Origin of the sequence: Corallococcus sp. AS-1-6 (assembly GCF_020037015.1) — a bacterium.
Taxonomy (GTDB): Bacteria; Myxococcota; Myxococcia; order Myxococcales; family Myxococcaceae; genus Corallococcus.
Genome location: NZ_JAIQDE010000028.1, coordinates 100,706 through 124,401, shown reverse-complemented (window position 1 = coordinate 124,401; position 23,696 = coordinate 100,706). Strand labels below are relative to the sequence as shown.

Here is a 23,696-nt window from a genome sequence, read left to right as displayed (position 1 = left end):
GGTCCTGACACGGGCGGTGCTGTCCTCTGGTGACCAGCCGCTCCATCCACCAGCCGACGCGCGGCGCCAGTCGGATTGGCGGGAGGGCCGTCCCGGGGCAAGCAGGAGGCAGGAGGCGTCATGGCCGAGACTTTCGACGTGGTGGTGATTGGGGCGGGTCCCGCGGGCGAGAACGCGGGCGCGCGCGCGGCGGCGGGGGGTTTGAAGGTCGCGCTGGTGGAGCACGAGCTCCTGGGCGGCGAGTGCTCCTACTGGGCCTGCATGCCCAGCAAGGCGCTGCTGCACCCCGGCGAGGCGCTGTGGCTCGCGAAGCACACGCCCGGCGTGCGCGAGCTCATCCAGGGCCCGCTCAAGGCGGACGCCGTGCTCAAGCACCGCGACCAGATGGTGTCCGGCTACGACGACAGGTCCCAGGTGAAGTGGGCGGAGGGCGCGAAGCTCACCGTGATGCGTGGCCACGGCCGGCTCACCGGCCCGCGCAAGGTGGCCGTCACCGGCAAGGACGGCAAGGTGCGCGAGCTGGACGTGAAGCAGGCCGTCGTCATCGCCACCGGCAGCAAGCCGCGCCTGCCGGACATCCCGGGGCTCAAGGACTCCAAGCCCTGGGACAACCGCGAGGGCACCGGCGCCAAGGCCGTGCCGGGCCGGCTGGTGGTGCTGGGCGGCGGCGTGGAGGCGGTGGAGCTGGCGCAGGCGTGGCGCGAGCTGGGCTCGGAGGTGACGCTGGTGCAGCGCGGGCCGCGCGTGCTCAAGCGCTTCGAACCCTTCGTGGGCGAGCAGGTGGCCGAGGCGCTGCGCGACTCCGGCGTGCGCGTGTTGCTGGAGACGCAGGCCACCAAGGTGCAGCGCTCCGGCACCCAGGGCGAGTACACCATCACGCTGACCGGCGGGGACACGCTGCGCGCGGACGCGCTGCTCGTCGCCATGGGCCGCACCGCGCGCACGGACGACCTGGGGCTGGACACGGTGGGGCTCAAGCCCGGCGCGTCCATCGAGGTGGATGATCAGCTCCGCGCCACGGGCGTGGACGGCGGCTGGCTGTACGCGTGCGGCGACGCGAACGGCCGCAACCTGCTCACGCACATGGGCAAGTACCAGGCGCGGCTGCTGGGCGACATCCTGCTGGGCAAGCCCGCGAAGGCGTGGGCGGACGCGAAGGCCACGCCGCAGGTCATCTTCACGCACCCGCAGGTGGGCAGCGTGGGCCTCACCGAGGAGCGGGCGCGCAAGGCGGGCGTGCCGGTGAAGACCGTGCAGTACGCGCTGGGCGACGTGGCCGGCGCGTCCGTCATGGGCAAGGACCTCAAGGGCACCGCCAAGCTGGTGGTGGACGAGCAGCGCCGGGTCATCGTGGGCGCCACGTTCACCGGGCCGGGCGTGGGCGAGATGATCCACGCGGCCACCATCGCCGTCGCGGGCGAGGTGACGCTGGACACGCTCTGGCACGCGGTGCCGTCGTACCCCACCGTGAGCGAGGTGTGGCTGCGGCTGCTGGAAGCCTACGGCCTGTGATTGCGGCGGGGCGCCCCCGCGTGGAATGGTGCGCGCCCCTCCGTGTCCCGGTCCGTGAATGAGCACCGCTGAGCCCGCCCGTCACCGCGCATCCCTGAAGGTGGAGTGGGCGCTGTTGCTGGTGCTCGCCGTGGCGGCCGTGGCGGTGGGGCAACACCCCCGACGCGGCGCGGACTTCCGCGTCTACCTCACCGCCGCGGAGCGCTTCCGCTAAGGCACGGACCTCTACCGCGCCGAGGACGGCACCATGCCGTTCAAGTACGCGCCCGTCACCGCGCCCCTGTTCCTCCCCTTCACCGCCGTGCCGCCGCGCGCGGCCGTGGCGCTCTGGAACCTGGGCTCCGTGCTCGCGCTCGGCGCCGTGTCCGTGCTCACGCGCCGCGCGGTTCCCAAGCCTGGAGAGGCGACGCCGTGGCCGTGGGCTCCGGTGCTCGCCACCGCCGCGCTGCTGCCCGCGTTCTCCTTCGAGTTCTTCTACGGCCAGGTGGACGTCGTGCTGCTGTGGCTGGCGGTGCTCGCGGCCGTGGGCGCCGAGCGGGGCCGGACGTGGGGCCCTGGCGCGGCCTTCGCCGTGGCGTGCCTGCTCAAGCCTCCGGCCGCGCTCCTGGGGCTGTTCTTCCTGGCGCGCCGGCACTGGCGCGTGGTGGGGACCACCGCCCTCTTCGGCGTCCTGCTGGTGCTGCCCACGCTGGGCCGCTACGGGTGGGCGGGCACGCTGTCACAGATGCGTGACTGGACGGAGACCCTGGCGCGCACCACGCCGCCCTGGGCGCTGGGCCACAACCCGCAGGGCCTGCCCACGCTGCTGCTGTCGCTGGTGCTGCCGCCGGAGTCCATCCCTCCCGCGGGCGCGATGACCGCGGCGCAGGTCGTGGCGCTGGGGCTGTTCATCGGTGCGCTCGTGTGGGCGCGGCCCGGTCCGGTGGAGCTGCTCGCGTTCTGCTGCCTGGGCGTCACGCTCTTGTCACCGTTGGCGTGGCGCGCGAACTACCTGCTCGCCTGGCCGGTGATCCGCGCGGCGCTGGAGGGGCGCTCGCGGCTTGGACAGGCGTGCGTGGCCTTCGTGGCCCTCATCGGCATGGTCGTGTCCGACGCGGTGTTGGGAGCGGACCCGGCCCGGCGCGTGCCGCTCTTCCGGCCGTTCGCGGTGGCGTACGCCGCGCTGCTGATCGCGCTGTTGTGGCAGACGCGGCGTCACGGGACGCCCACGGCGGTGCTTTCCGACAAGACCGTGACCCACCTGCCGCGCGGATTTTTGAACGCTCGCGGTTCGTGACCCAATCGAGACATCGCCGGGGGCAAAGTGTCACGGAGCCTGAACCTTCGTGACACACGGTGTCGCTATATGCGTCCCCGTCATGTTCGAAACGTTCGACAGCGCCTCCAGCGCCCCCGCCGCCCGGCGGTTCGCGCTCTCCACCACCGCGTCGGTCGCCGTCTTCGGACTCATCGCCGTGGCGGCGATGACCGCGGCCAACACGGTGAAGGAAGTCATCCAGGAGAAGAAGGTGGACGTCGTCTTCCGTCCCCCTCCCCCTCCGCCGCCTCCCGTCGTGGAGGCGAAGCCGCCGCCCCCGCCGCCGCCTCCCGTCGCGAAGCCGCCGCCCCGCGCCGCGCCGCCTGTCGCGAAGGCCGCGCCTCCGCCCGCGGCGGTGCCCACCGTCGCGCCCGCGCCGCTGAAGGCCCCGGACGCGGTGCCGCTCGACAAGCCGCCCGAGGCTGAGAAGGAGATCGTCGCCGCGGCGCCCATGGCCGTCGGTGGCACGGGCACGCTCGTCCCTGGCGGTGTGGTGGGTGGCACCGGCAGCGGCGAGGGCATGGCCATTGGCGGTGGCCGCGCGCAGCCCATCAACCTCCCGGAGACGGGGACGCCGCCGGAGCCGCTGGCCGCGAACCTCATCCCCGAGTACCCCGCCGACGCCCGCTCCAAGGGGCTGGAGGGGCTGGTCATCCTCAAGGGCGTCGTCGAGGTCGACGGCCGCGTCACCGGCCTCAAGGTGATGCGCGGCGATGAGCCCTTCGCCAGCGCCGCGCTGGCCGCCGTGCGCACGTGGCGCTTCAAGCCCGCCGTCGTGTCGGGTCAGCCCACCGCCGTCTTCCGCATCTTCAAGGTCCCGTTCCGCCTCAAGTCCTGACGCCTTCCTCCCCCTTCGGAGAGCCATCGCCATGAACTTCAATCTCAAGGAAATCTACGCGCACATGGGCGTCTTCGCCCTGGGCATCGCCTGGACGCTGATCGCCTTCGCGGTCGCGTCGCTGGCGGTGTTCTTCGAGCGCCTCTTCGTCTTCTTCCGCTCGCGCGCCGCGTCCCGCCAGTTCGCGGGCCGCGCCGGTCCGCTGCTCGCGCAGCAGCAGCACGACGCGCTGGTGAAGGAGGCGGACGGCAATAAGAGCAGCCACCTGGCGATGATGCTCGGCGGCGGCATGAAGACGTTCCTCGCGAAGTCGCGGGCTCCGGCCGGGAAGCTGGGCGCGGTGGAGCTCACGCGGCGCGACCTGGTGCGCATCAACGAGCGCATCACCGCGGACGTGCGCCGGGGCATGTCGGTGCTGGCCACGGTGGGCTCGGTGGCGCCGTTCGTCGGGCTGCTCGGCACGGTGGTGGGCATCATCGAGGCCTTCGCCGGCATCGCGAAGGAGGGCTCCGGTGGCTTGGGCGCGGTGTCCGCCGGTATCGCGGAGGCGCTCGTCGTCACGGCGCTGGGCCTGCTGGTCGCCATCCCCGCGGTGCTGATGTTCAACTTCCTGTCCACCCGCGCGGACGCGCTGCTCTTGTCCCTGGAGCAGGCCCGCAGCGAGTTCATGGACCACCTGGAGGACATGGCCGGCGACAAGCGCGCGGTGGCGGCCCACGGCGGCTCGCACGGCGCCACGGACGTCGTCTCCACGCGGACCGAGGCGGGCGATGTCGGCCACGCGTAGGAGCCTCACGCCTGAGATGAACGTGACGCCGCTGGTGGACGTGGTGCTCGTCCTCCTGATCATCTTCATGGTCGTCACGCCGCAACTGGAGGCCGGCGCCGCGGTGGACCTGCCCGCGGCGATGAACCCGGACGCGGAGAACAAGAACCTGGAGCCCACCACGGTGAGCCTGGCGGCCAACGGGGCGTTCTACCTGGACCGCAAGCAGCTCAACCGGGACGCGCTGGTGGTGGAGCTGAAGGCGCTGCACCAGGCGAAGCCGGACGCGCCCGTGGTGCTCAAGGCGGACAAGGGCGTGGCGTACGCGCAGGTGCGCGGCGTGTTCAAGGCGATGCAGGACATCGGGTTCCCGGGCATCAGTCTCCAGGTCATCGACCGGAAGAAGCACTGAAGGGGAGGCACGCGCCATGGCTTTCGACGTCGGTGGCAACAAGGGCGGCGGCGTCCGCCCCACGATGAACGTGACGCCCCTGGTGGACGTGGTGTTGGTCCTCCTCATCATCTTCATGGTCGTCACGCCGCTGATGACCAAGAACCTGTGGATGAACGTGCCCGCGAAGCCGGACAAGAAGGAGGAGGCCACGCCTCCGCCTCCGGACGCGAAGCCGCCGGTGGTGCTCACGGTGGACAAGGCCGGCACGCTGCGCATCAACCGCGAGGAGGTTCCTCGCGACCAGGTGGTGGCGCGGCTGCAACGGATGCTCAACGCGCGCGCGGACAAGATCGTCTTCTTCGACGCGGGCGACGCGGTGCCGTACGGAAGTGCCATGGAAGTGCTGGACCTGGCGCGGGGCGGGAACATCACCGTCGCCGTGCTGCCGGAACGACTGGCGGACTGACTCCAGGCGCCCCGCGCGCGGCTCCGTGAAGCCGCGCGCGGTTCGTGACGCCGAGTTTTCCCGCCGCCGCCACAGACGTCACAAACCCTTCATCCCAATGCCACGGGCGTCGCGTTGAGTGCGCGTCGCTGTCGGCAAGGAGAGCCGTGTTGTCTTCCTCAAGCTTCGTGCGCGCCTTCGTCGCGTCACTCGTGCTCATCACCCTGCCTGCCTTCGCGCAGGCGCCCGGCGCGGACTCCCCCGCGCCCGCCGCGCCTTCGCCCTCCGCCACCCCGGGCCAGCAGCCGGCCGGGGAGCTTCCGCCCCCGCCGGGCAGCGCGCCCGCGGATCCGTCGCAGGCCGCGCAGCCGGCTCCGGCCGACGGTGCCACTCTCTCCGAGGCCACGGCCTCCGATGAAGCGGCCATGGGCGCTGAGGCCCTGGCCGAGTCCGCCGCGCCGCCCCCGGGCTTCACCGGCATCTACGGCCGGCTGACGGACGAGGCCAACGGTGAAGGCCTCATCGAGGCCACCGTGAAGGTCGTGACGGGCGCCGGCAAGCAGGCCCTCACCGACCTGGACGGCAACTACCGGCTGGCGCTGCCGCCGGGCAAGTACGACCTGCGCGCCTTCTACGACGTGTACCAGGGCCGCCGCATCACGGGCGTCGTCGTCACCCAGGGCAAGGCCACGAAGCTGGACGTCGCGCTCAGCGCGGACGTGGGCGCGGTGCAGGAGGTCGTCGTCGAGGCCCGCTCCGACCGCCGCGCGGAGGGCGCCCTGCTCCAGGACCGCAAGAAGGCCGCCGCCGTCTCCGACGCCATCAGCGCGCAGGAGATCGCCCGCACGCCGGACTCCAGCGCCGGTGACGCCGTGAAGCGCGTGGTCAGCGCCACCGTGGTGGACGGCCGCTACGTGCTCCTGCGCGGCCTGGGTGGCCGCTACGCCACCACGCTCCTCAACGGCGCGCTCCTGCCCAGCCCGGAGCCGGACGAGCCCAGCGTGCCGCTGGACCTGTTCCCCACCAGCCTGCTCGCCAACCTCAACGTCGTGAAGAGCTACACGCCGGACCTGCCGGGCACCTTCGGCGGCGGCACGCTGCTCATCGAGACCAACACCTACCCCTCCCAGTTCGAGTTCAAGCCGCGCCTCACCCTGGGCGGCGACACCGTCACCACCTTCCGCGAGCGCAACGCGCAGGCGCAGGGCGGCTTCGGTGAGACGCTGGGCTTCGCCTCCTCCGACCGCTCCCTGCCCTCCGCGCTCCCCCGCGACCACCGCCTGGGCGCGGGCGGCGAGTCCGCGCAGCAGTTGGAGAGCCAGTGGGAGAGCTTCTCCAACATCTGGGAGAGGCGCACCACGCGCGCCGCCCCCAACCTGGGCCTGGGCGCGTCCCTGGGTGACACGCTGCGCTTCGGCAACCAGCGCCTGGGCTACCTGGCCACCGTCAACTACGGCCACCGCGACGGCGTGCAGACGGGGGACTTCGCCCGCGCCGCCCGCGACGAGTCCGGCAGCCTCATCTCCCAGGACGTCGCGCGCACCACGCAGGGCTTCTCCACCGCGAACCTCAGCGGCCTGGCCAGCGTGGGCTACCAGTTCGACCGCGACAACGAGCTGACCCTCTTCAGCCTCTACACGCGCGGCACCGACACGCGCACGTACACCGCCAACGGCAACAACAACGTGCGCGGTGACACCTACGCCAGCACCCGCCTCCAGTTCATCACCCGCGCGCTGTCCTTCACGCAGCTTCGAGGCTTCCACCGCCTGGGCCTCCTGGGCGACTCGGAGGTGGACTGGCAGGCCAACGTCTCCCGCGTGGACCGCGACGAGCCCGACACGCGCGACACGCTCTACAGCGCCGCCCTCAGCACCCCGGACGCGCAGCTCTCCTTCCCCAACCAGCCCAACAGCGGAGAGCGCTTCTTCGCGGAGCTGGGCGAGACGTCCACCGGCGGCAGCCTCAACCTCACCCTGCCCTTCACCTCCGATTTGCGCGTGAAGGTGGGCGGCCTCACCCAGGTGTCCTTCCGGGACTTCAACGCGCGCCGCTTCCGCTACCTGCTCACCGACGAGCCGGTGGACCGCACCCAGTCCCCCGAGCAGCTCTTCTCGCCGGACAACGTGGGCACCGCCATCACCGTGCGCGAGACGACGCGCGCGGATGACGCCTACAACGCCTTCCTGGGCATCTACGCCGGCTACGTGTCCGCGGACTACAAGCCCGTGGAGCCGCTGCGCCTGGTGGGCGGCGTGCGCCTGGAGGCGTCCAACCAGCAACTGACGCTCGAGGACCCGTTCACCGGCGTGGAGAGCGACAACGGCGGCGCGGACCAGCGCTACCTGGACGTGCTCCCGTCGCTCAACGCGACCTACGCGCTGGCTCCGGAGGTGAACCTGCGCGCGGGCTACAGCTACACGCTGGCGCGGCCCACCTTCCGCGAGCTGGCGCCGTTCATCTTCTTCGACTTCGTGCGCCGCCGGAACGTGTCCGGCAACCCCGACCTGCTGGAGACGCGCATCCACAACGTGGACGTGCGCGCCGAGTGGTTCGTCGGTGAGAACGACGTGCTGGCCGCGAGCGCCTTCTACAAGCGCTTCCAGAACCCCATCGAGCGCGTCATCCGCAACCCGGACTCGGGCGACCTGGGCTTCGAGAACGCCGCGGGCGCGGACAGCTACGGCGTGGAGCTGGAGGCGCGCACGTCGCTGGCGCGCTTCAGCCCCGCGCTGCGCCCGGTGCGCGTGGGCGCGAACCTGACGCTCATCCAGTCACGGGTGGACCTGGGTGACGCCGCGCTGGGCGCGCAGACGAACAAGGACCGCCCGCTCCAGGGCCAGTCCCCCTACGTGGTCAACGTGAACGTGGGCTACGAGCGGCCGGAGAGCGGCACGGAAGTGGCCGTGCTCTACAACGTGTACGGCCAGCGCATCAGCGAGGTCGGCGTGCAGGGCCTGCCGGACGTGTACGAGCGGCCCTTCCACCGCGTGGACCTCAGCCTCACGCAGAAGCTCGGCGCGACGCAGTTGAAGCTGACCGCCGCGAACCTCCTCAACGCGTCCGTCACCCTCCGCCAGGGGGACGTGACGGTGCAGACGTACAAGCCCGGCGTGGCGTTCACCGCGTCGCTCGGCTGGGCCCTGTAGCTCCTCCCATTTCCCCTGAAAGGACGCACCGACATGAAGAGCCTCTTTGCCTCCGTCCTCACGCTGTCCGGCCTCGCGCTGCTCTCCGGCTGCGGCGACGACGCGCCCAACAACACCCCGGACGGCGGCGGTGATCCGCAGGCCACCGCGCAGGACGTGTCCGGCAGCATCCAGGGCGACACGACGTGGAAGGCCGGCACGACGTACACCCTGAAGGACTACGTGTTCGTGGAGAGCGGCACGCTCACCATCGAGCCGGGCGTCACCATCCTGGGCGAGCAGGGCAGCGCGCTGGTCATCACCCGCGAGGCGAAGCTGAACGCGGTGGGCACGGCGGAGAAGCCCATCGTCTTCACCAGCGCGCAGCCCGCGGGCACGCGCGCGGCCGGTGACTGGGGCGGCGTGGTGCTGCTGGGCAAGGCGCGCATCAACGTGGCCGGCGGTGAGAACACCATCGAGGGCTTCTTCGCCACCAGCGGTGACACGCGCACGAAGTACGGCGGCCAGGACGACGCGCACGACTGCGGCAAGCTGAAGTACGCGCGCATCGAGTTCGCGGGCTACGAGCTGGCCGAGGACAACGAGCTCAACGGCCTGACGACGGGCGCGTGCGGCAGCGCGACGGACATCGACTACGTGCAGGTGCACAAGGGCGCCGACGACGGCGTGGAGATGTTCGGCGGCACGGCGGGCCTGAAGCACATCGTCATCAGCCAGCCGGACGACGACGGCCTGGACTACGACCTGGGCTGGCGCGGCAAGGTGCAGTTCCTGGTGGTGCAGCAGAACGCCGTCGTGGGCAACCGCGGCATCGAGGCGTCCGGCAACAAGAACGACAACGCCGCGCAGCCGCACACGGTGCCGGAGATCTGGAACGCGACGTTCATCGGCTCCGGCCGCGCGGCGGGCACGACGCCGGCGCAGGAGGGCCTGGTGTTCAACACGGGCGCGGGCGGCCTGCTGCGCAACGTCATCGTGGCGAACTTCGCGGACAAGGCGGTCGACGTGGACGGCACGGCGTCCGCGGCGCTGTGGAACGCGGCCACCCCGGAGCTCTCCCTCCAGAACACGTTCTTCTGGAACAACAAGGGTGACACGGTCTCCATCCCGAACGCGCCGAACCCGAAGAAGGACGCGTCGGGCGCGGTGACGGATCCGGACGGGAGTAAGTTCGCGGAGGCGGAGAAGGTGCTGGCCACGGGCCTGAACAACAAGGTCGTGGACGCGAAACTGACGGCGGCGACGAACCTGGAGGCCCCGGACTTCGCCCCGGCGGCGGGCTCCCCGGCGCTGAACCCGGACAACGCGGCCACCCCGGGCGCGGGCTTCGACACCAGCGCGCGCTTCGTCGGCGCGGTGGGCACCAGCAACTGGCTGGCCGGCTGGACTGCGTTCCCGAAGAACTAGCCCTTCGGTGAACACAGGACCGCGTGCTCCCGGCAACGCCGTCCGGGGGCACGCGGTCTTCTTTTCTACGGTTGGGCCAGTCCCTGGCGGAGGAGTTCCATGGCCAGGAAGGGGAAGTGCTTCCGCAGGTGGCGGAAGGTCAGGTCGCCATCTCGATAGCTGTCGTAGTACGCCGTCCTCGCGGTGATGAACTCATCGTCGTTGAGGTCGAGGCGATCGATGGTGTCCTGGACTCGCTGCTGGACTGGAGCCGCCAGTCCAGCGCCAGGCGTGACCTGCAACGTGGACAGGTCGAGTGAGAACCAGCCGTCCTGCACTTCGAACGGGTCGAGCACGTCCTCGAAGGCGTTCTTGCGCGCGTTCATCCGGCTGCATGCGAGCCGGTAGTTGCTCCACTCGTAGGCCAGTGCGCGCTGTTTCGACTTGGGTAGCAGGTGGTCGACGGACATGGCTCCCGTCCCACGCGGAATGTGGAGGCAGGAGTAGGCGCAGATGCCTCGGTAGGCCTGCCAGAGCTGGGGGATGCAGTGCCTCCAATGGGGACGAAGTTCGTCCGCGCCCTGGAGGTCTTCCAATCCCTTCTGACGAACCCGGGCATCGAAGTCGGCGGGTTCCGGCTGTGGCTCGACGTGGATCATGGGTCGATGCCAGCGGCCTCCGCGCGCGCAAGCCAGCGTGGCCAGAAGGGGTCCGTGTCCCGGAGCACCCGGTAGAGCTCGTTGTGGATGCGGCGGACCTCTTCGATGGGGAGATTCGGGTCCTTGAGCGCGGCCTTCGCCGCTGTGATGACCTGCTCGGCCTCCACGGAGCGCGGCTCCTTCAGGTCGAAGACTTCAGAGGTGAGCCACGCGTTGGCGTCTCCCCGAGGGCGCCACTTCGCCTTCGTGACCTGCACTTCCCTGTCGACCAGGTCGAACATGAAGAGCGCATCCTGTGCTTCATCGAACAGGGGCTCGGCGGAGGCGAGAACCAGAGGTGAATGCGTCACGGCAATCACCTGGACCTTCACGTCCTCGCGAAGGGCCCGGACGACTTCGAGCAGCGAAGGGAGAATGAGCCGCTGCCAACGGGGATGGAGGTGGGACTCCAGTTCGTCGACCAGCAGTACGATGTGGTCCGTCACGGGCTCCTTACGGAACTCCGCCGCACGGACATGCTCTTCCCAGGCCCAGACCAATAGGTATGCAAGTCCGACGATCCGCTTTACCGCTGCGGAAGCATGGGTCAAAGGGACCAGCCCATAGGGCATCCGCAAGGTCGGGATGTCACGGACATCGTCCAAGCTGATACGCGTAGGTTCACCTGGGACCAATGTCTCGGAAGCACCTGGTGAGAGCGCGGCGAGAACTCTCTTCAACCGTTGAAAGGGCTCGGCGTCCTTGATCTGCCATGCCACCCAATCCTGGATCAGGCCGTTACAGAGCGTGCGCCCATCCTTTTCCAGGCGGTTCCACAGTTCATCTGGGGTGAAGTCGTATGCAGGCAGACTGGGCACCATCGAGTGCCCGTCCCGTCGTCCATTTCGGATTCGGTCCCAGAGGGAAAAGCTTCCATCGACCCGCGCGTAGACGGTCAATCCGTTCTCGGGAGGAACGAACATCTGTACCTCCAGCCCCGTTCCGACCTCGTGATGGATGTGAGTCCGACTGTTCACGCCCCGGATCTCAGCCGCAACGAAGGACCGTCCCTTCCAGCCAGCCCTACGTAGCGATGGGGCTTCATCCCAGTGCCGCGTCAGTGCCCACCAAGCGAGTTCAAGGACGAACGTCTTCCCAAGCCCGTTGTCGCCGGTCAGCAGGTTGAGGCGCGGAGCGAACTCGAACGAGAGGTGCGGGCTGGGCCCCACCCCCTCCATCTCCAACCGCTCAAGCATCCTGGGCCTCCGCCTTCGGCATCATGGATGCCTCCTTACTTCAACTTCGAGGCTCCGCCCCAGTTCAGCACCCCTCCGCAAACAACACGGCCCGACACTCCCTCGCAGGAGCGCCGGGCCGGAGGCCAGGGGGCCAGCTACGACTGGAGGCTCGCCGGCGCCTCGTCCTGCGCGGAGTCCGGACCGCTGCCGTCCGTGAAGAGGTTGGCCACCGGGCGCAGCTTGGGGGGACGGCCGCGGCGGCGCGGGGCGTTGTCGTCGTTGCCCGGCGCGGCTCCCACCGGATCCACCTGCGCCTGGCCGCCCTTGCGCACCGGACGCGGCAGGTGGATGGCCTCCAGCTTCGCGCCCAGCTCCCCGTCGTCCTCCGCGAACACCTTCGCGTACGCCAGCGCGCGCTGGCCCTTCTGGAGCAGCGACTCCTGGCTCTCGTTCAGCGCCTGCCTCGCCGCGTCCAGCGCCGCCTGCGCCCGGGCCACCGCCTCCGCCTTCTCTCGCACGTGCGCCGCGGACTCGCCCAGCACCGCCGTGTCCACGTCCGGGAACTTCACGTCCGCCAGGTCCGTGGCGAACAGCTCGAGCAGCGCGCGCAGCGCGGGGGAGATGGAATCGTTCTCGGGGGTTTCGAACATGGACAGGCCTCCTCACAAGGCGTCGTTGGATGGCGCCTATCTGCCCAGATGTTCAGTGTCCTTTCAAGGGGGTCTGCTAAACGGCCGGAAAGTCGGCGCTGATCAATCCACCCGCACCAGTCCCACCCCTCGCACCCCCGCCGACGGATCCACGTCCACCGCCAGGAAGTGCCGGCCCACACCGTCGAAGCGCTCCGGGATGGCCCCGCCGCCTCCGGAGATGAACGCCGGGATGCCCGCGTTGGAGAACGAGTAGTAGCTGTGGATGTGGCCGTAGAGCGTCAGGTCCACCCCCGCCCGCGCCATCTTCCCCACCAGCCCCGCCGCCTCGTTGCGCACCGCGAAGCCGCCGCCCCGGACGCCAATCGGATCCAACGGCGGGATGTGCATCGCCACCACGTGCACCGCGTCGCGCGCCTCCTCCAGCCAGCCGTCCAGCGCCTCCTCCACCAGCGGATCCACCGTGCTGCTGCCGGAGTCCACCAGGCTGAAGTGCACGCCGTGGAAGGTGAAGTGCTGGCTGCCCCGGCCCACCAGCCGCTGGTACTCGCGCGCGTCGTCCGTGAAGGTCTCGTGGTTGCCCAGCGTCGCGTACAGCGGAATCCGCGAGTCCGCCTCCAGCCGCTGCTGGAACTCCTCCAGTTGCTCGCGCGTCCCGAACTCCGTCAGGTCCCCCGCGAAGAAGATGAAGCGCAACGAGGGGTCCTCGTTCAGCTTCGCGTAGATGTCCCCCACCTTCGACAGCGCCTCCTGAACGTCCGCCAGCGCCGCGAACCGGAACGGCTGCCGCGCGTCCCAGTCCGGCGGCGCCACCGTCAGCCGCATCTCCGTCCCCGGCCGCAGGGCCACGCGCCACGCCTTCACCGTCGGGTGCGCGTCCGGCATCGCCACCACGTCCAGCGGAGAGCCCGCTGCGTCCACGGCGTCCAGCACCGCGTCCGGCATCGCGTTGTGCACCATGAACAGCCAGTCCGTCCGCGCCTCCGCGCCCGCGGTGACGCGCGTGGTGAACACCGGCGCCTGCCCCCACAGCTCCAGCGTCCCCGACGCCAGCGTCCGCACCGACGCGAGCCCGCCCTCCACCTCCACCTTCAGCGCGTCCGCCTCCGCCTGCCCCACGCGCGTGTCCCGCACCGCGCGGTCCTCGCCGGGGCGCGTGCAGCCCGTGGACAGCAGCGCCGCCGTCAGCCCCATCACGCCCAGGACGCGCCGGGACCGCGCGGATCCGCGCCCCGCGCCTCCGAGCGCCCGCTCCGCCTCACGCGCGCCCACCGCGCCCTCACGCGTCCCGCTCACGTGTCACCTCCCACCGCGTACACCAGCGACAGCCGCCCCATCAGCGCGCCCCCCGCCTGCGCCTCCGCCGCCACGCCCCAGCGCTCCGTCAGCAGCACGCGCCCCTTCAGACCGAACGACCCCACCATGCCGCCGCCCCGGCCCCGCAGCCCGCCCACCAGCCCGTCCTTGCGGTGGTCGTAGAAGAGCACTGCCTCGCCCCTCAGCGGCCCGCCCCGCCCCAGCCACACGCCGTAGCCGAACGTGTAGAGCAACTGGCCATACAGGTTGTCGTCCTCCACGCGCCCCGGGTAGCTGTAGGCCTGCGCGGACAGCCCCACGCCGCCCTCCACGAACGCGCCCGCGAAGCGCGGCCCGAAGCGCTCCATCGCGTAGCGGCCCTTGAGCGACACCTCGCCGCCGCCCAGCGTGAAGCCCTCCGTCGGGTAGCGGTGGTAGGTCGCGACGCCCTCCACGTCCAACGCCGTCCCGTCCCCCAGCCCCAGCGTCCGCTCCGGCGCGCCCCACAGCCGGTACGCCACGCCCGCGCGGATCAACGCGTTGCCTTCCTCCGGCGCCAGCCGCGCGGAGGCCTGGAGCCGCACCTTCGACAGGCGCGCCACCGCGCCCAGCGCGAAGAAGTTCCGGTAGTCCGCCGAGGCGTCGTGCACGTACTGGTAGCCCAGGTCCAGCTCCAGCGGCGGCAGCGTGTCCGGCACCCGCCCCGGGTCGAACGCCGGCGACGTCACCGCGTACAGGTTCGCCAGCATCGACAGCGAGAACACCCCCGCCCCCGTCAGCGTCACCGCGTACAGCGGCCCGATGGTCTTTCGCGACGCGCCCGTCAACGCGATGGGCACCAGCCCCGCGGCGATGAGCCCCAGCCCCGTCGCCTCCGCCGCGAACAGCCCCCGCGCCGTCACGGGGTCCCCCGCCGCCCACGCCCCCAGCCCGTGCAGCAGCAACCCCGGCACCACCGCGACCGCCACCGGCAGCGGCTTGAACGGCGGCCTCGGCGCGTCCTCCGTCAGGCGCACGCGCGGCTCCGACACCCGGCCGCCCTCCGGGGCCTCCGGCGCCACCACCGGACCGGACTCCGCCGCGGACGCCGTGGGCACCGGCCGGGGCCCCTCCTCCGTCAGCACCCGGGCCATCACCTCCGGCGGCACCACCGACGCGTCCGAACCCCGGCGCTTCGGCACGTCCCGGGGGATGTCGCTTCCGCCCAGCTCGGGGCCGCTCGCCAGCAGCTCGAAGGCGGACCGCCAGCCGCCGTCCTGCGCCCGCGCGGCCCCCGAGGCCAGCCAGAGCCCCAACACCACCGCGAAGGTGGCTCGCGCACTCCACACCGGGCGCCCATACCCCATGGCCGTCGTCTCGCTTCCCTGGGAGCGGCCTTCCACCCCTCCCACCCGGCCCGAGGCCCGGAATGGCGCAGGAGATAACCCCGCCCCCGGAATGCGCTGAACGAAGCAGCGTGAAGAAGTGTGAACCGGCGCAACAGTCCGCCTCACGCCCCCCGCACTCCCCACCTGGGACATCGCGTCACTTCCGAGGGCCTTTCCGACCCACCAGGACGCCCGCGCTGGCCCGGGCAGCACCCGGAGCGAAATCTTCGCATGCCATGCGAGCGCGCCCGGGACTTTCAATGGAAGACGAGTATGCTGGGCCTTCCCCAATCCCGGCCCCGCCTCCCGCCCGTGGCAGAACCCAGTCCCCAGCAATTCGGCAAGTACGTCCTGGTCTCCAAGCTTGCCGCGGGGGGCATGGCGGTCACCTACCGCGCGCGCATGACGGGCGCGATGGGCGTCACCAAGCCCTGCGTCATCAAGCAGATCCTCCCGCACTTCGTGGACGACCACGACTTCGTGGAGATGTTCATCAGCGAGGCGCGCCTGGTGGCGGGCCTGACGCACGGGAACATCGCGCAGATCTTCGACTTCGGTGAGGTGGACGGGCAGTACTTCATCGCCATGGAGCTGGTGCACGGCCAGCCCCTGTCGAAGGTGCTGCGGCGCGCGTCGCGGGCGGGCGTCGGGTTCTTCCCGCAGCCGCTGGCGCTGCACATCGCCAGCAAGCTGTGCGAGGGCCTGGACTACGCGCACCGCCACGTGGGCGAGGACGGCCAGCCGCTGGGCCTGGTCCACCGCGACGTGTCCCCGGACAACGTCCTCATCTCCTACGAGGGCGAGGTCAAGGTCATCGACTTCGGCATCGCCAAGGCCACGAGCGCCGTGGAGGCCCGGACGTCTCCGGGCACGCTCAAGGGCAAGTACCCGTACTTCTCCCCGGAGCAGGCGCAGGGCCGGCAGGACCTGGACGCGCGCACGGACGTGTACGCGGCGGGCGTGGTCCTCTACGAGATGCTCTGCGGCCGGCGCCCCTTCGAGGGCGAGTTCGTCACCGTGCTGCCCCGCATCATCACCGGCGACTGCCTGCCCCCGTCCGCCATCAACCCGGCCATCGGCGAGGACCTGGAGAGCATCGTCGCGCACGCCATGGCGGTGGACCGCGAGGCGCGCTACCAGACGGCGAAGGACCTGAGCGAGTCCGCGGTGGAGCTGCTCTACCGGGACACGCCGCGCTTCACGCCCACGATGCTGAGCCAGCTCATGACGTACCTCTTCGCGGAGGAGCTGGCCGCCGAGGGACGCAAGGTGGAGCTGCCGCCCGGCTTCAAGGAGCAACTGGCCGCGTGGCAGTCGCCGTCGTCGGAGCCTTCGCAGGGGCGCGCGCGGATGCCGTCCAGCAACGGCCGGTCATCCAGCCCCGGCAGCCCCGGCGTGGCCCGCGCGTCCAGCCCGGGCGTGGCGCGGCCCTCCAGCCCCGGCGTGCGCGCCTCCGGCAGCGCGCCCGGCCTGCGCCCCTTGACGGATGGCGCCCCGCGCCGCTCGGCCACCCAGGCCACCGCCGTGCGCAAGAGCACCACGGGCGCGCGCCGCGTGACGCCGGGGGGCACCCGCGAGAACACCGGCACCGGCCGCCGCCCCCTGCCGCCCGAGCTCGCCGCCGAGCCGGACACCGACGGGGGCACGGAGCCCACGGCGATGCCCCGGCTGCCCACGCTGGCCGCGCCGCACGACACGCCGGTGGAGACGGCCATCGCGCCCGAGCCGAGGGAGCCGCCCGAGGCGCCCGAGCCGGAGGAGAAGCCGGCCCCGCGCGCCCGCACCACCGCGGACGACGCGCGCGAGAAGCTGGCCGCCGAGGCCGCCGAGCGCGAGCAGAAGCGCACGAAGCAGGTGCGCCAGTTGAGCATGGTGGTGTTCGGCCTCACCGGCGTGCTGCTCGTCATCGGCCTGCTGTTCCACTTCCTGTCCCCGGCCGAGGAGGGCGAGGTCTCCAACGAGCCCGTCGTCCTGTGGATCACCTCCAAGCCGGAGGGGGCCGCCGTCGTCGTCAACGGCCGGCCGGTGGGGACCACGCCCAACCGCATCATCGGCGCGGATCAACGGACGTCCCACACCATCGTCGTCACCAAGCCGGGCTACCGCGCCTGGACGCGGCGCTTCACGCCCAACCAGTCGGAGTTCCACCTCAAGGCGGAGCTGGAGGTGGCGCCCGGCACCACGCAGATGGCGTCGGAGATCCCCACCTCCACCGCGCTCGACGCGGGCGCCCCGGCCCCGGACGCGGGCACGGGCGCCATCGCCGCCGCCGCCGTGGACCCTGGCGCGGACGCGGGCAGCGCCCTGGATGTGGACGGAGGCCTGGCCTCCGCGGACGCGGGCACGGGGGCCGCCGTGGCCACCGGGTCCGACGCGGATCCGCTGGCGAACGACAAGGACCGCGAGATGCGGCGCATGGACTACCCCACGCGCCTGCTGGTGCTGCGGCCCATGTACAACGCGCTGCCGCTGCCCGAGTACCCCACGGCCACCATCGACGTGTCGCCCGGCGCCGCCTACTCCGTGTGGACCGAGGGCAGCGCGGCGTTCGCGGAGGGCGACGGCACCGCGTCCGGCACGCTCGTCTACTACGCGGAGGGCGACCTGCCGGCGGACAACGCCGTGGGCTTCGTCAGCAGCGCGCCGCGCACCATCAAGGGCGCGAAGAAGCTCCACTTCTTCGCCCTGGACGACACCGGCCCCGAGGACAACCGGGGCTCCATCCGCGTGCACCTGCGGCAGTCCGCGTACATCCCGCCCCGCTCCGTGATGTTCGAGCCGGAGAAGAACGCGCTGAACGTGAAGCCCCAGCACCAGATGCTGCTGCGCGGCCTCAACCCCCGCTCCACCTACGCCTTCACCGTGCGCGACGACTTCGCGGAGGTGCGCTCCGGCGCCCTGGGCCGCGTGCACACGGTGCTGTGCGTGGAGAAGGGCCCCCAGGCCGGGTCCGTGCGCGGCACGCACCGCCTCTTCGAGACGGGCAAGCGCTACCAGGTGTCCGGCGTGCAGGACCTCCGCTGCCTCTTCCCGGACCTGCAGTTGGGGGACAACCAGGGCGCGCTCGACTTCGACATCGTCGACGTGACGAACATGTCCCGCAAGGAGCGCGCGGAGGCGCTGCGCGGCGCCAAGCGCTCCGAGCGGTAGCGGACGGGCACCCGGGCCCACGCCCGGGAGCACGTCCAGCAGGCGGGCGTCTGATCCACTCCCCGTGCCGCCCTGACGCGCTGCTCCCGCGCGAGGGGGCAGTGCCTACCCTCACGGACATCCACTTCTTCTCTTCTGGAGTCCGTCCATGATGCCCGTCCTGTCCTCCACCGGCCTGGTGCTGCACAACCTGGGGCTCGCCGCCGGGTTCGGCGGTTCGCTCTTCGGCAAGGTGGCCCTCAACCCCGCGGTGAAGGTGATTGGCTCCCACGCGGAGCGAGGTCAGGTGGTGAACGCCGCGTGGAACGGCTTCAACATCGTCAACGCCGCGTCCGTGGGGCTGGCGGCCATCACCTGGCTGGTGGGCCGCTCGCGGCTGACGGGCCGGGAGATTGACCGCACCACGCGCGGGCTCGTCATCGCGAAGGACGTGCTGCTGGGCGCCACCGTGGCGCTGGGCGCGGCCAACATCTTCGGCGGGGCCTACCTGGCGAAGCAGGCGCCGGAGGGCGCCGTCCCGGTGGAGACGGGCCTGACGCCCACCGTGGGCACGCCGGAGAAGGCCGCGAAGACGATGCGGGCGCTGGACGCGGGCGGCATCGCGAACCTCGCCGCCATGGCGGGCGTCATCGGCATCACGGCCATCCTCAACATGCGCGCGGGGGCGTCCTCGCGCTGGTCACTGGTCGCCAGGTTCCTTCCGTAAGGGCTCACGGGGGCCGCCACGCTTCACCCGCGGCCCGGCTCGATGAGGATGGGAAGGGCACGTGGGCGCGGAGCCGGAAAAACGGCACCGGGCCCACGGGTCTTTCTGCCGCTCAGATGTCCAGGTTCTGCACGTCCAGCGCGTTGCGCTCGATGAACTCGCGGCGCGGCTCCACCGCCTCGCCCATGAGCAGCGAGAAGATGTCGTCGCTCTCCACCGCGTCCTCCACCCGCACCTGGAGCAGCGTGCGCGTGTTGGGGTTCATGGTGGTCTCCCAGAGCTGCTCCGGGTTCATCTCACCCAGACCCTTGTAGCGCTGCAGGCCCAGGCCCTTCTGCGCGTCCTTGCGGACCGCGGCCAGCACCTCCTGCACGGAGAACGCGGAGACCTCGCCCGCGTCCACCTGGACCAGGTAGGGCGCCTTGCCCAGCGAGTGGAACACCTCGCGCAGGGCGACGAGCTCCAGGTACTCCGGCGAGGACAGGTACGCGTGGTCGAACACGGACTCGCGCATGGAGCCGTTCACGTCCGTCACCACCACCAGCCGCTTGGACGCGTGCTCCGAGTCCTGCTCCAGCCGCGTGGACAGCCGGCCCACCACCTCCGGCATGCGCCGCAGGCAGTACTCGCGCATGGCGCCCAGCTCCGCCTCCACCGCGGCCTCGTCCGTGAGCAGGTCCGCGCGCAGGTTGGTGGCCTGCACCAGCGCGTCCACGATGCGCGCGTCGCGGCGCTTGGCCTGCTTCTCCAGCCGCTCCTCGTAGGTGATGACCTTCTCCAGGAGCGCCTTGAAGTCGCTGCCGCCCAGCTCCCCCGCGGGCGTCTTCACCCGGCAGTGCTCCGCGGCGATGCGCAGCAGGTACTCGTTGAGGGCGCGCTCGTCCTTGACGTAGCTGTCCTTCTTGTTGCGCGTGACTTTGTAGAGCGGCGGCTGCGCGATGTAGACGTAGCCCCGGTCGATGAGCTCGCGCATCTGCCGGTAGAAGAACGTGAGCAGCAGCGTGCGGATGTGGCTGCCGTCCACGTCCGCGTCCGTCATCAGGATGATGCGGTGGTAGCGCGCCTTCTCCGGGTCGTAGTCCTCCGCCCCGATGCCCGTGCCCAGCGCGGTGATGAGCGTGACGATTTCCGCGCTGGTGAGCATCTTCTCGAAGCGCGCCTTCTCCACGTTCAGGATCTTTCCGCGCAGCGGGAGGATGGCCTGGTTGCGCCGGTCCCGGCCCTGCTTCGCGGAGCCACCTGCGGAGTCGCCCTCCACGATGTACAGCTCGCTCTCGTGCGGGTCGCGGCTCTGGCAGTCCGCGAGCTTGCCGGGCAGGCCGCCGCCGTCCAGCACGCCCTTGCGGCGCACCGTCTCACGCGCCTTGCGCGCGGCGATGCGGGCGCGGCACGCGTCGCCAATCTTCACCACGACCTTCTTGGCGAGCGGCGGGTTCTCCTCCAGGAAGGTGGCGAGCTGGTCGTTCACCATCTGCTCGACCAGGCCCTTCACCTCGCTGTTGCCCAGCTTCGTCTTCGTCTGGCCCTCGAACTGGGGGTTGGAGAGCTTCACGGAAATGACCGCGGACAGGCCCTCACGCGCGTCCTCGCCGGTGGGCGTCTCCTTCAGGTCCTTCCACAGGCCGCCCTTCTCCGCGTAGCTGTTGAGCGTGCGCGTGAGCGCGGCCTTGAAGCCGGACAGGTGGCTGCCGCCCTCGTGGGTGTTGATGTTGTTGGCGAAGGTGAAGATGCGCTCGTCGTAGCCATCGTTCCACTGCATGGCGATTTCCAGCGACACGCCCTCGCGCTCCGACTTGATGTAGACGGGCTTGTCGTGCAGCGCCTCCTTCGCCTTGTTGAGGTACTCCACGAAGGAGGAGATGCCGCCGTCGAACTTGAAGTCGTGCTCCTTCTGGGTGCGCTCGTCGCGGATGGTGATGTGCAGGCCCGCGTTGAGGAACGCGAGCTCGCGCAGGCGCTGGCTGAGCGTCTCGAAGTTGAAGTCCACCGTCTCCATCACCGTGGAGTCCGGCTTGAAGTGGATGGTCGTGCCGCGCTTGTCCGTGGTGCCCACCTCCTGGGGCGAACCGTTGGACACGCCGCGCGCGTACGACTGTTCGTAGACCTTGCCGGCGCGCTGGACGCGGACCTTGAACCACTCCGACAGGAAGTTCACGCAGGTGACGCCCACGCCGTGCAGGCCGCCGGACACCTTGTACGCGCCGTTGCCGAACTTGCTGCCGGCGTGCAGCTCCGTGAGCACCACCTCCAGCGTGTCCTTGCCCTTGAACTTGGGGTCCGGGTGCGGGCCCACGGGGATGCCGCGGCCGTTGTCCTGGACGCTGAGCGAGCCGTCGACGTGGATGATCACGTCGATGTCCGTGCAGTGGCCGGCCAGGGCCTCGTCCACGGAGTTGTCGACGACCTCGTACACGAGCTTGTGGAGCCCGTAGGTCATCGTGTCGCCAATGTACATGCCGGGGCGCTTGCGGACGGCCTCCAGCCCTTCGAGCTTGGTGATGGCGTCCGTCCCATACTCGGCGGGCGGCGCGGCCGGCGCGACACCGGTAGCGGGGGTCTTTTCCATGTGAAGCGTGTCCTTGGGAAAGGCTGCCGTTGCGACAGGGCTCAAGCCCGTTGTGCCTACCACCACCGGGCATCCCGGACAAGCTCCGGGAGCCCACGCAAGGCTGCGGAAAGATTCATGAATCAGGCGTCGAAACGCGAGGGCGGGAGGCGGTCCTCCAGCGCCGCGATCAACTCTTCATAAACAGCCTTGCGGGCGAAAAGATGTCGCGTGACGAGCACCCTTCCCTCTTCCTTCAGGAAGAGCCCGAGCACGCTCCCCTTGCGGCCGACCCGGCGCACGGAATCAATCTGTCCCCAGTGCAATTCCAGCGGCTGGCCGCTGAAGGGCCGGGCCACCCGCACGCCGGCGGCGTCCAGGGTGATGCCCCACTCCGCGCGGGGACGCAGGCGGTGGACGGAGACGAGGAAGGTCAGCAGCAGGCCCGCGCTGAGGCCGGCCCGCGCCATGGCGACCAGCCCCCCGCCGCCCCGGTAGTCCGCCAGGGCCCAGGCGGTGAGGACCGCCAGGAGGCACGCGCCCAGGATGAGGGCGATTCGGGTGGGACGCGGATCGAACGAGAAGAAGCGCGGGGTCATGTTGGCGGGCGGGCCCAGAAGGGGTGGAAACCTAACCTCCTGGCGCACGGTGTGCGCGCCCTTTCCTCCAGGGCTGTTCTTTGGCCGTCGTCCCCGTGCCTAGGCTGCCGGCCCGCATGACGGATGCCGAACTCACCTCTCGACTTCACACCAACCTCATCGCCTTCAAGCGCCTGCAAGCCGAGCGCGGCCCGCTGCGCCACCTGCACCTGCCCGGGGTGGACACGTTCGCGCTCCCCGGCTACCAGGACGCGCACTTCCAGCAGGTCCTCTTCACGGACGCGGACGCGCTGGCGGCGGCGCTGCCGGCCGTCGCGGACTTCTACCGGGGACAGGGGCTCACGCGCTGGCGGGTGACCCTGACGCCGGGGCAGCGGGACGCGGCGCGGGTGCTGGGCGCCGCGGGCTACCGGCCGGACTTCACCGTGGTGGCCATGGGGGCCTGGATGCACGAGCTGCCGGACGCGGCGCCCGGGGTGCCGGTGGAGACCGTGGAGGACATGACCGAGCTGGTGGACATCAACGTCCACACCTACGGCCCGGAGTGGCGGGACATCCTCTCCGTGTGGCAGCGGCCGCCCCGCCTGCCGGTGCACACCGTGGTGGCGCGCGAGCACGGCCGGGCGCTGTCCTGCGGGCTGGCGGTGGACGTGGCGGACACGGCGGGCGTGTACCTGGTGGCCACCCACCCGGAGGCCCGGGGGCTGGGGCTCGCGTCGGCGGTGATGCGCGGAATCATCGCCCATGCGCGCCAGCGCGGGTGCACCGCGACGGTGCTCCAGTCCACCCCGGCGGGCCTGCGCGTGTACCGCCACCTGGGCTACCGCGACCTGGGCCCCTGGGAGCACTGGGTGCCCCCAAGGAGGTCCTGACGGGGCGCTGAAGGCGCGCGGACCTCAGCGCAGCGCCTCCAGCTCCTCCAGCGTCTCCAGCACCCGCTGGGGCTCCTCCAGGCCGTGGAGCCGGTCCGCCAGCCCGCGCCCGGCGAGCCGGGCCACGTGCGCCAGCCGCATCAGCCGCGCGCGGCCCACGTGGCCGTCCACCAGCGCCACCACCAGCCGCAGGGGCTGGCCGTCCGGCGCGTCCGTCTTCAGGGGCCGGGCCAGCGTCACCAGCGCCGCCACCGGGGCCGCGCCGGCCACGAACGCGTGCGGCACCGCCACGCCGTTGCCCACCTGGGACGGGGTCTCGACCTCGCGCCGGCGCAGGCCCTCCGCGAGCGCCGCCGCGTCCACGCCGGGCAGGGCCGCCGCCAGCCGCCCGGCCGCCACGTCCAGCGCGTCCTCGTAGTCCCCGCAGGAGAGCTGCACCACCACCCGCTCCGCGCTCAGGAGCGGCGCCAGCGGGGGCACGGGCTCGTCGCCGCGCACCTCGCGCAGGGGGAACTCCGCGTCCAGGAAGGCCCGCACGCGCGCCAACTGGGCGCCGGTGAGCTTCCTGCGCGCGATGTCCAGCAGCAGCGTCCCCGCCGCGGGCACGTCCTCCAGGTAGCCCGCCACGTACGGGCTCACCCGGTTGGCCACGTCCATGAGCAGCGCCGGGGGCACGTCCAGCTCCCGGGCGATGGCCGTCAGCCGCTCCTGCGTGGGCGGCGCGTCCACGCCGTTCTCCACGCGGCTCAGGTACGCGCTGGACACGCCGATGCGCCGGGCCAGGTCGCGCAGGGACAGGCCCGCGTCCACGCGCAACAAACGCAGTGTGGCTCCCAGGTGCATGGCGC

General features: G+C 71.2%; 20 protein-coding genes. 12 read left to right on the top strand and 8 right to left on the bottom strand.

Features of this window, described 5'->3' with window-relative positions; all coding sequences use genetic code 11:
- Positions 1-120: 120 nt before the first annotated feature.
- The 9 genes from K8612_RS31025 (at position 121) to K8612_RS30985 (ending at position 9,808) form a co-directional block, all read left to right on the top strand.
- On the top strand, positions 121-1,512 hold the full coding sequence (locus K8612_RS31025; protein ID WP_223764911.1) for an NAD(P)/FAD-dependent oxidoreductase: 1,392 nt from the start codon (positions 121-123) through the stop codon (positions 1,510-1,512).
- A gap of 58 nt (positions 1,513-1,570) precedes the next feature.
- Entirely contained in the window at positions 1,571-1,726 is a 156-nt protein-coding gene (locus tag K8612_RS31020; protein WP_223764910.1) for a hypothetical protein, read from the top strand.
- A gap of 33 nt (positions 1,727-1,759) precedes the next feature.
- Positions 1,760-2,788 carry a glycosyltransferase family 87 protein gene (locus tag K8612_RS31015; protein ID WP_223764909.1) on the top strand — a complete coding sequence of 343 codons (1,029 nt, stop codon included), beginning with the start codon at positions 1,760-1,762 and terminating at the stop codon, positions 2,786-2,788.
- Positions 2,789-2,870: 82 nt separating this feature from the next.
- Positions 2,871-3,647 carry an energy transducer TonB gene (locus K8612_RS31010; protein WP_223742495.1) on the top strand — a complete coding sequence of 259 codons (777 nt, stop codon included), beginning with the start codon at positions 2,871-2,873 and terminating at the stop codon, positions 3,645-3,647.
- A 31-nt stretch (positions 3,648-3,678) separates the two neighbouring features.
- A complete protein-coding gene (locus K8612_RS31005) occupies positions 3,679-4,434 on the top strand; it encodes a MotA/TolQ/ExbB proton channel family protein (RefSeq protein ID WP_223742496.1) in 756 nt (251 codons plus the stop codon).
- The gene (locus tag K8612_RS31000) at positions 4,418-4,825 is read left to right on the top strand and encodes a biopolymer transporter ExbD (protein WP_223764908.1); all 408 of its coding nucleotides are present in this window, start codon (positions 4,418-4,420) and stop codon (positions 4,823-4,825) included. The genes K8612_RS31005 and K8612_RS31000 overlap by 17 nt, the downstream gene beginning before the upstream one ends.
- Before the next feature lie 16 nt (positions 4,826-4,841).
- The gene (locus K8612_RS30995) at positions 4,842-5,273 is read left to right on the top strand and encodes a biopolymer transporter ExbD (protein WP_206786908.1); all 432 of its coding nucleotides are present in this window, start codon (positions 4,842-4,844) and stop codon (positions 5,271-5,273) included.
- A 146-nt stretch (positions 5,274-5,419) separates the two neighbouring features.
- The gene (locus tag K8612_RS30990; RefSeq protein ID WP_223764907.1) at positions 5,420-8,401 is read left to right on the top strand and encodes a TonB-dependent receptor domain-containing protein; all 2,982 of its coding nucleotides are present in this window, start codon (positions 5,420-5,422) and stop codon (positions 8,399-8,401) included.
- 33 nt (positions 8,402-8,434) lie between these two features.
- Positions 8,435-9,808, top strand: a complete 1,374-nt coding sequence (locus tag K8612_RS30985) for a hypothetical protein (RefSeq protein ID WP_223764906.1) — start codon at positions 8,435-8,437, stop codon at positions 9,806-9,808.
- Positions 9,809-9,873: 65 nt separating this feature from the next.
- Here K8612_RS30985 and K8612_RS30980 read toward each other — a convergent pair whose 3' ends face one another.
- The 5 genes from K8612_RS30980 to K8612_RS30960 form a co-directional block, all read right to left on the bottom strand.
- Entirely contained in the window at positions 9,874-10,446 is a 573-nt protein-coding gene (locus tag K8612_RS30980; RefSeq protein WP_223764905.1) for a hypothetical protein, read from the bottom strand.
- Entirely contained in the window at positions 10,443-11,681 is a 1,239-nt protein-coding gene (locus K8612_RS30975; RefSeq protein ID WP_223764904.1) for an AAA family ATPase, read from the bottom strand. The genes K8612_RS30980 and K8612_RS30975 overlap by 4 nt, the downstream gene beginning before the upstream one ends.
- A gap of 137 nt (positions 11,682-11,818) precedes the next feature.
- Positions 11,819-12,313: a hypothetical protein gene (locus K8612_RS30970; RefSeq protein WP_223764903.1), complete on the bottom strand. Its 495-nt coding sequence runs from the start codon at positions 12,311-12,313 to the stop codon at positions 11,819-11,821.
- 102 nt (positions 12,314-12,415) lie between these two features.
- Positions 12,416-13,507 (bottom strand): metallophosphoesterase, encoded by a 1,092-nt coding sequence (locus K8612_RS30965; protein ID WP_223764925.1) that lies wholly within the window; start codon positions 13,505-13,507, stop codon positions 12,416-12,418.
- Positions 13,508-13,605: 98 nt separating this feature from the next.
- Complete coding sequence (locus K8612_RS30960) at positions 13,606-14,991, bottom strand: hypothetical protein (RefSeq protein ID WP_223764902.1); 1,386 nt, start codon at positions 14,989-14,991, stop codon at positions 13,606-13,608.
- Between the two features lie 363 nt (positions 14,992-15,354).
- Between K8612_RS30960 and K8612_RS30955 the strand changes: the two genes are divergently transcribed.
- Together K8612_RS30955 and K8612_RS30950 are read left to right on the top strand one after the other, a co-directional pair.
- Positions 15,355-18,126, top strand: coding sequence for a protein kinase (locus K8612_RS30955; RefSeq protein WP_373692151.1), 2,772 nt, complete (start codon positions 15,355-15,357; stop codon positions 18,124-18,126).
- 148 nt (positions 18,127-18,274) lie between these two features.
- Positions 18,275-18,832 carry a hypothetical protein gene (locus K8612_RS30950; RefSeq protein WP_223742502.1) on the top strand — a complete coding sequence of 186 codons (558 nt, stop codon included), beginning with the start codon at positions 18,275-18,277 and terminating at the stop codon, positions 18,830-18,832.
- 112 nt (positions 18,833-18,944) lie between these two features.
- On the opposite strand, the gene gyrB is transcribed toward K8612_RS30950, so the two are convergent.
- Both gyrB and K8612_RS30940 read right to left on the bottom strand, forming a co-directional pair.
- Positions 18,945-21,398, bottom strand: a complete 2,454-nt coding sequence (gyrB, locus tag K8612_RS30945) for a DNA topoisomerase (ATP-hydrolyzing) subunit B (protein WP_223742503.1) — start codon at positions 21,396-21,398, stop codon at positions 18,945-18,947.
- 122 nt (positions 21,399-21,520) lie between these two features.
- Positions 21,521-21,976 carry a hypothetical protein gene (locus tag K8612_RS30940; RefSeq protein ID WP_223742504.1) on the bottom strand — a complete coding sequence of 152 codons (456 nt, stop codon included), beginning with the start codon at positions 21,974-21,976 and terminating at the stop codon, positions 21,521-21,523.
- Positions 21,977-22,092: 116 nt separating this feature from the next.
- Here K8612_RS30940 and K8612_RS30935 point away from each other — a divergent pair, with 116 nt between their 5' ends.
- The gene (locus K8612_RS30935) at positions 22,093-22,848 is read left to right on the top strand and encodes a GNAT family N-acetyltransferase (protein ID WP_223764901.1); all 756 of its coding nucleotides are present in this window, start codon (positions 22,093-22,095) and stop codon (positions 22,846-22,848) included.
- A 24-nt stretch (positions 22,849-22,872) separates the two neighbouring features.
- On the opposite strand, the gene K8612_RS30930 is transcribed toward K8612_RS30935, so the two are convergent.
- Complete coding sequence (locus tag K8612_RS30930) at positions 22,873-23,691, bottom strand: helix-turn-helix domain-containing protein (RefSeq protein WP_223764900.1); 819 nt, start codon at positions 23,689-23,691, stop codon at positions 22,873-22,875.
- Between the last annotated feature and the right edge of the window lie 5 nt (positions 23,692-23,696).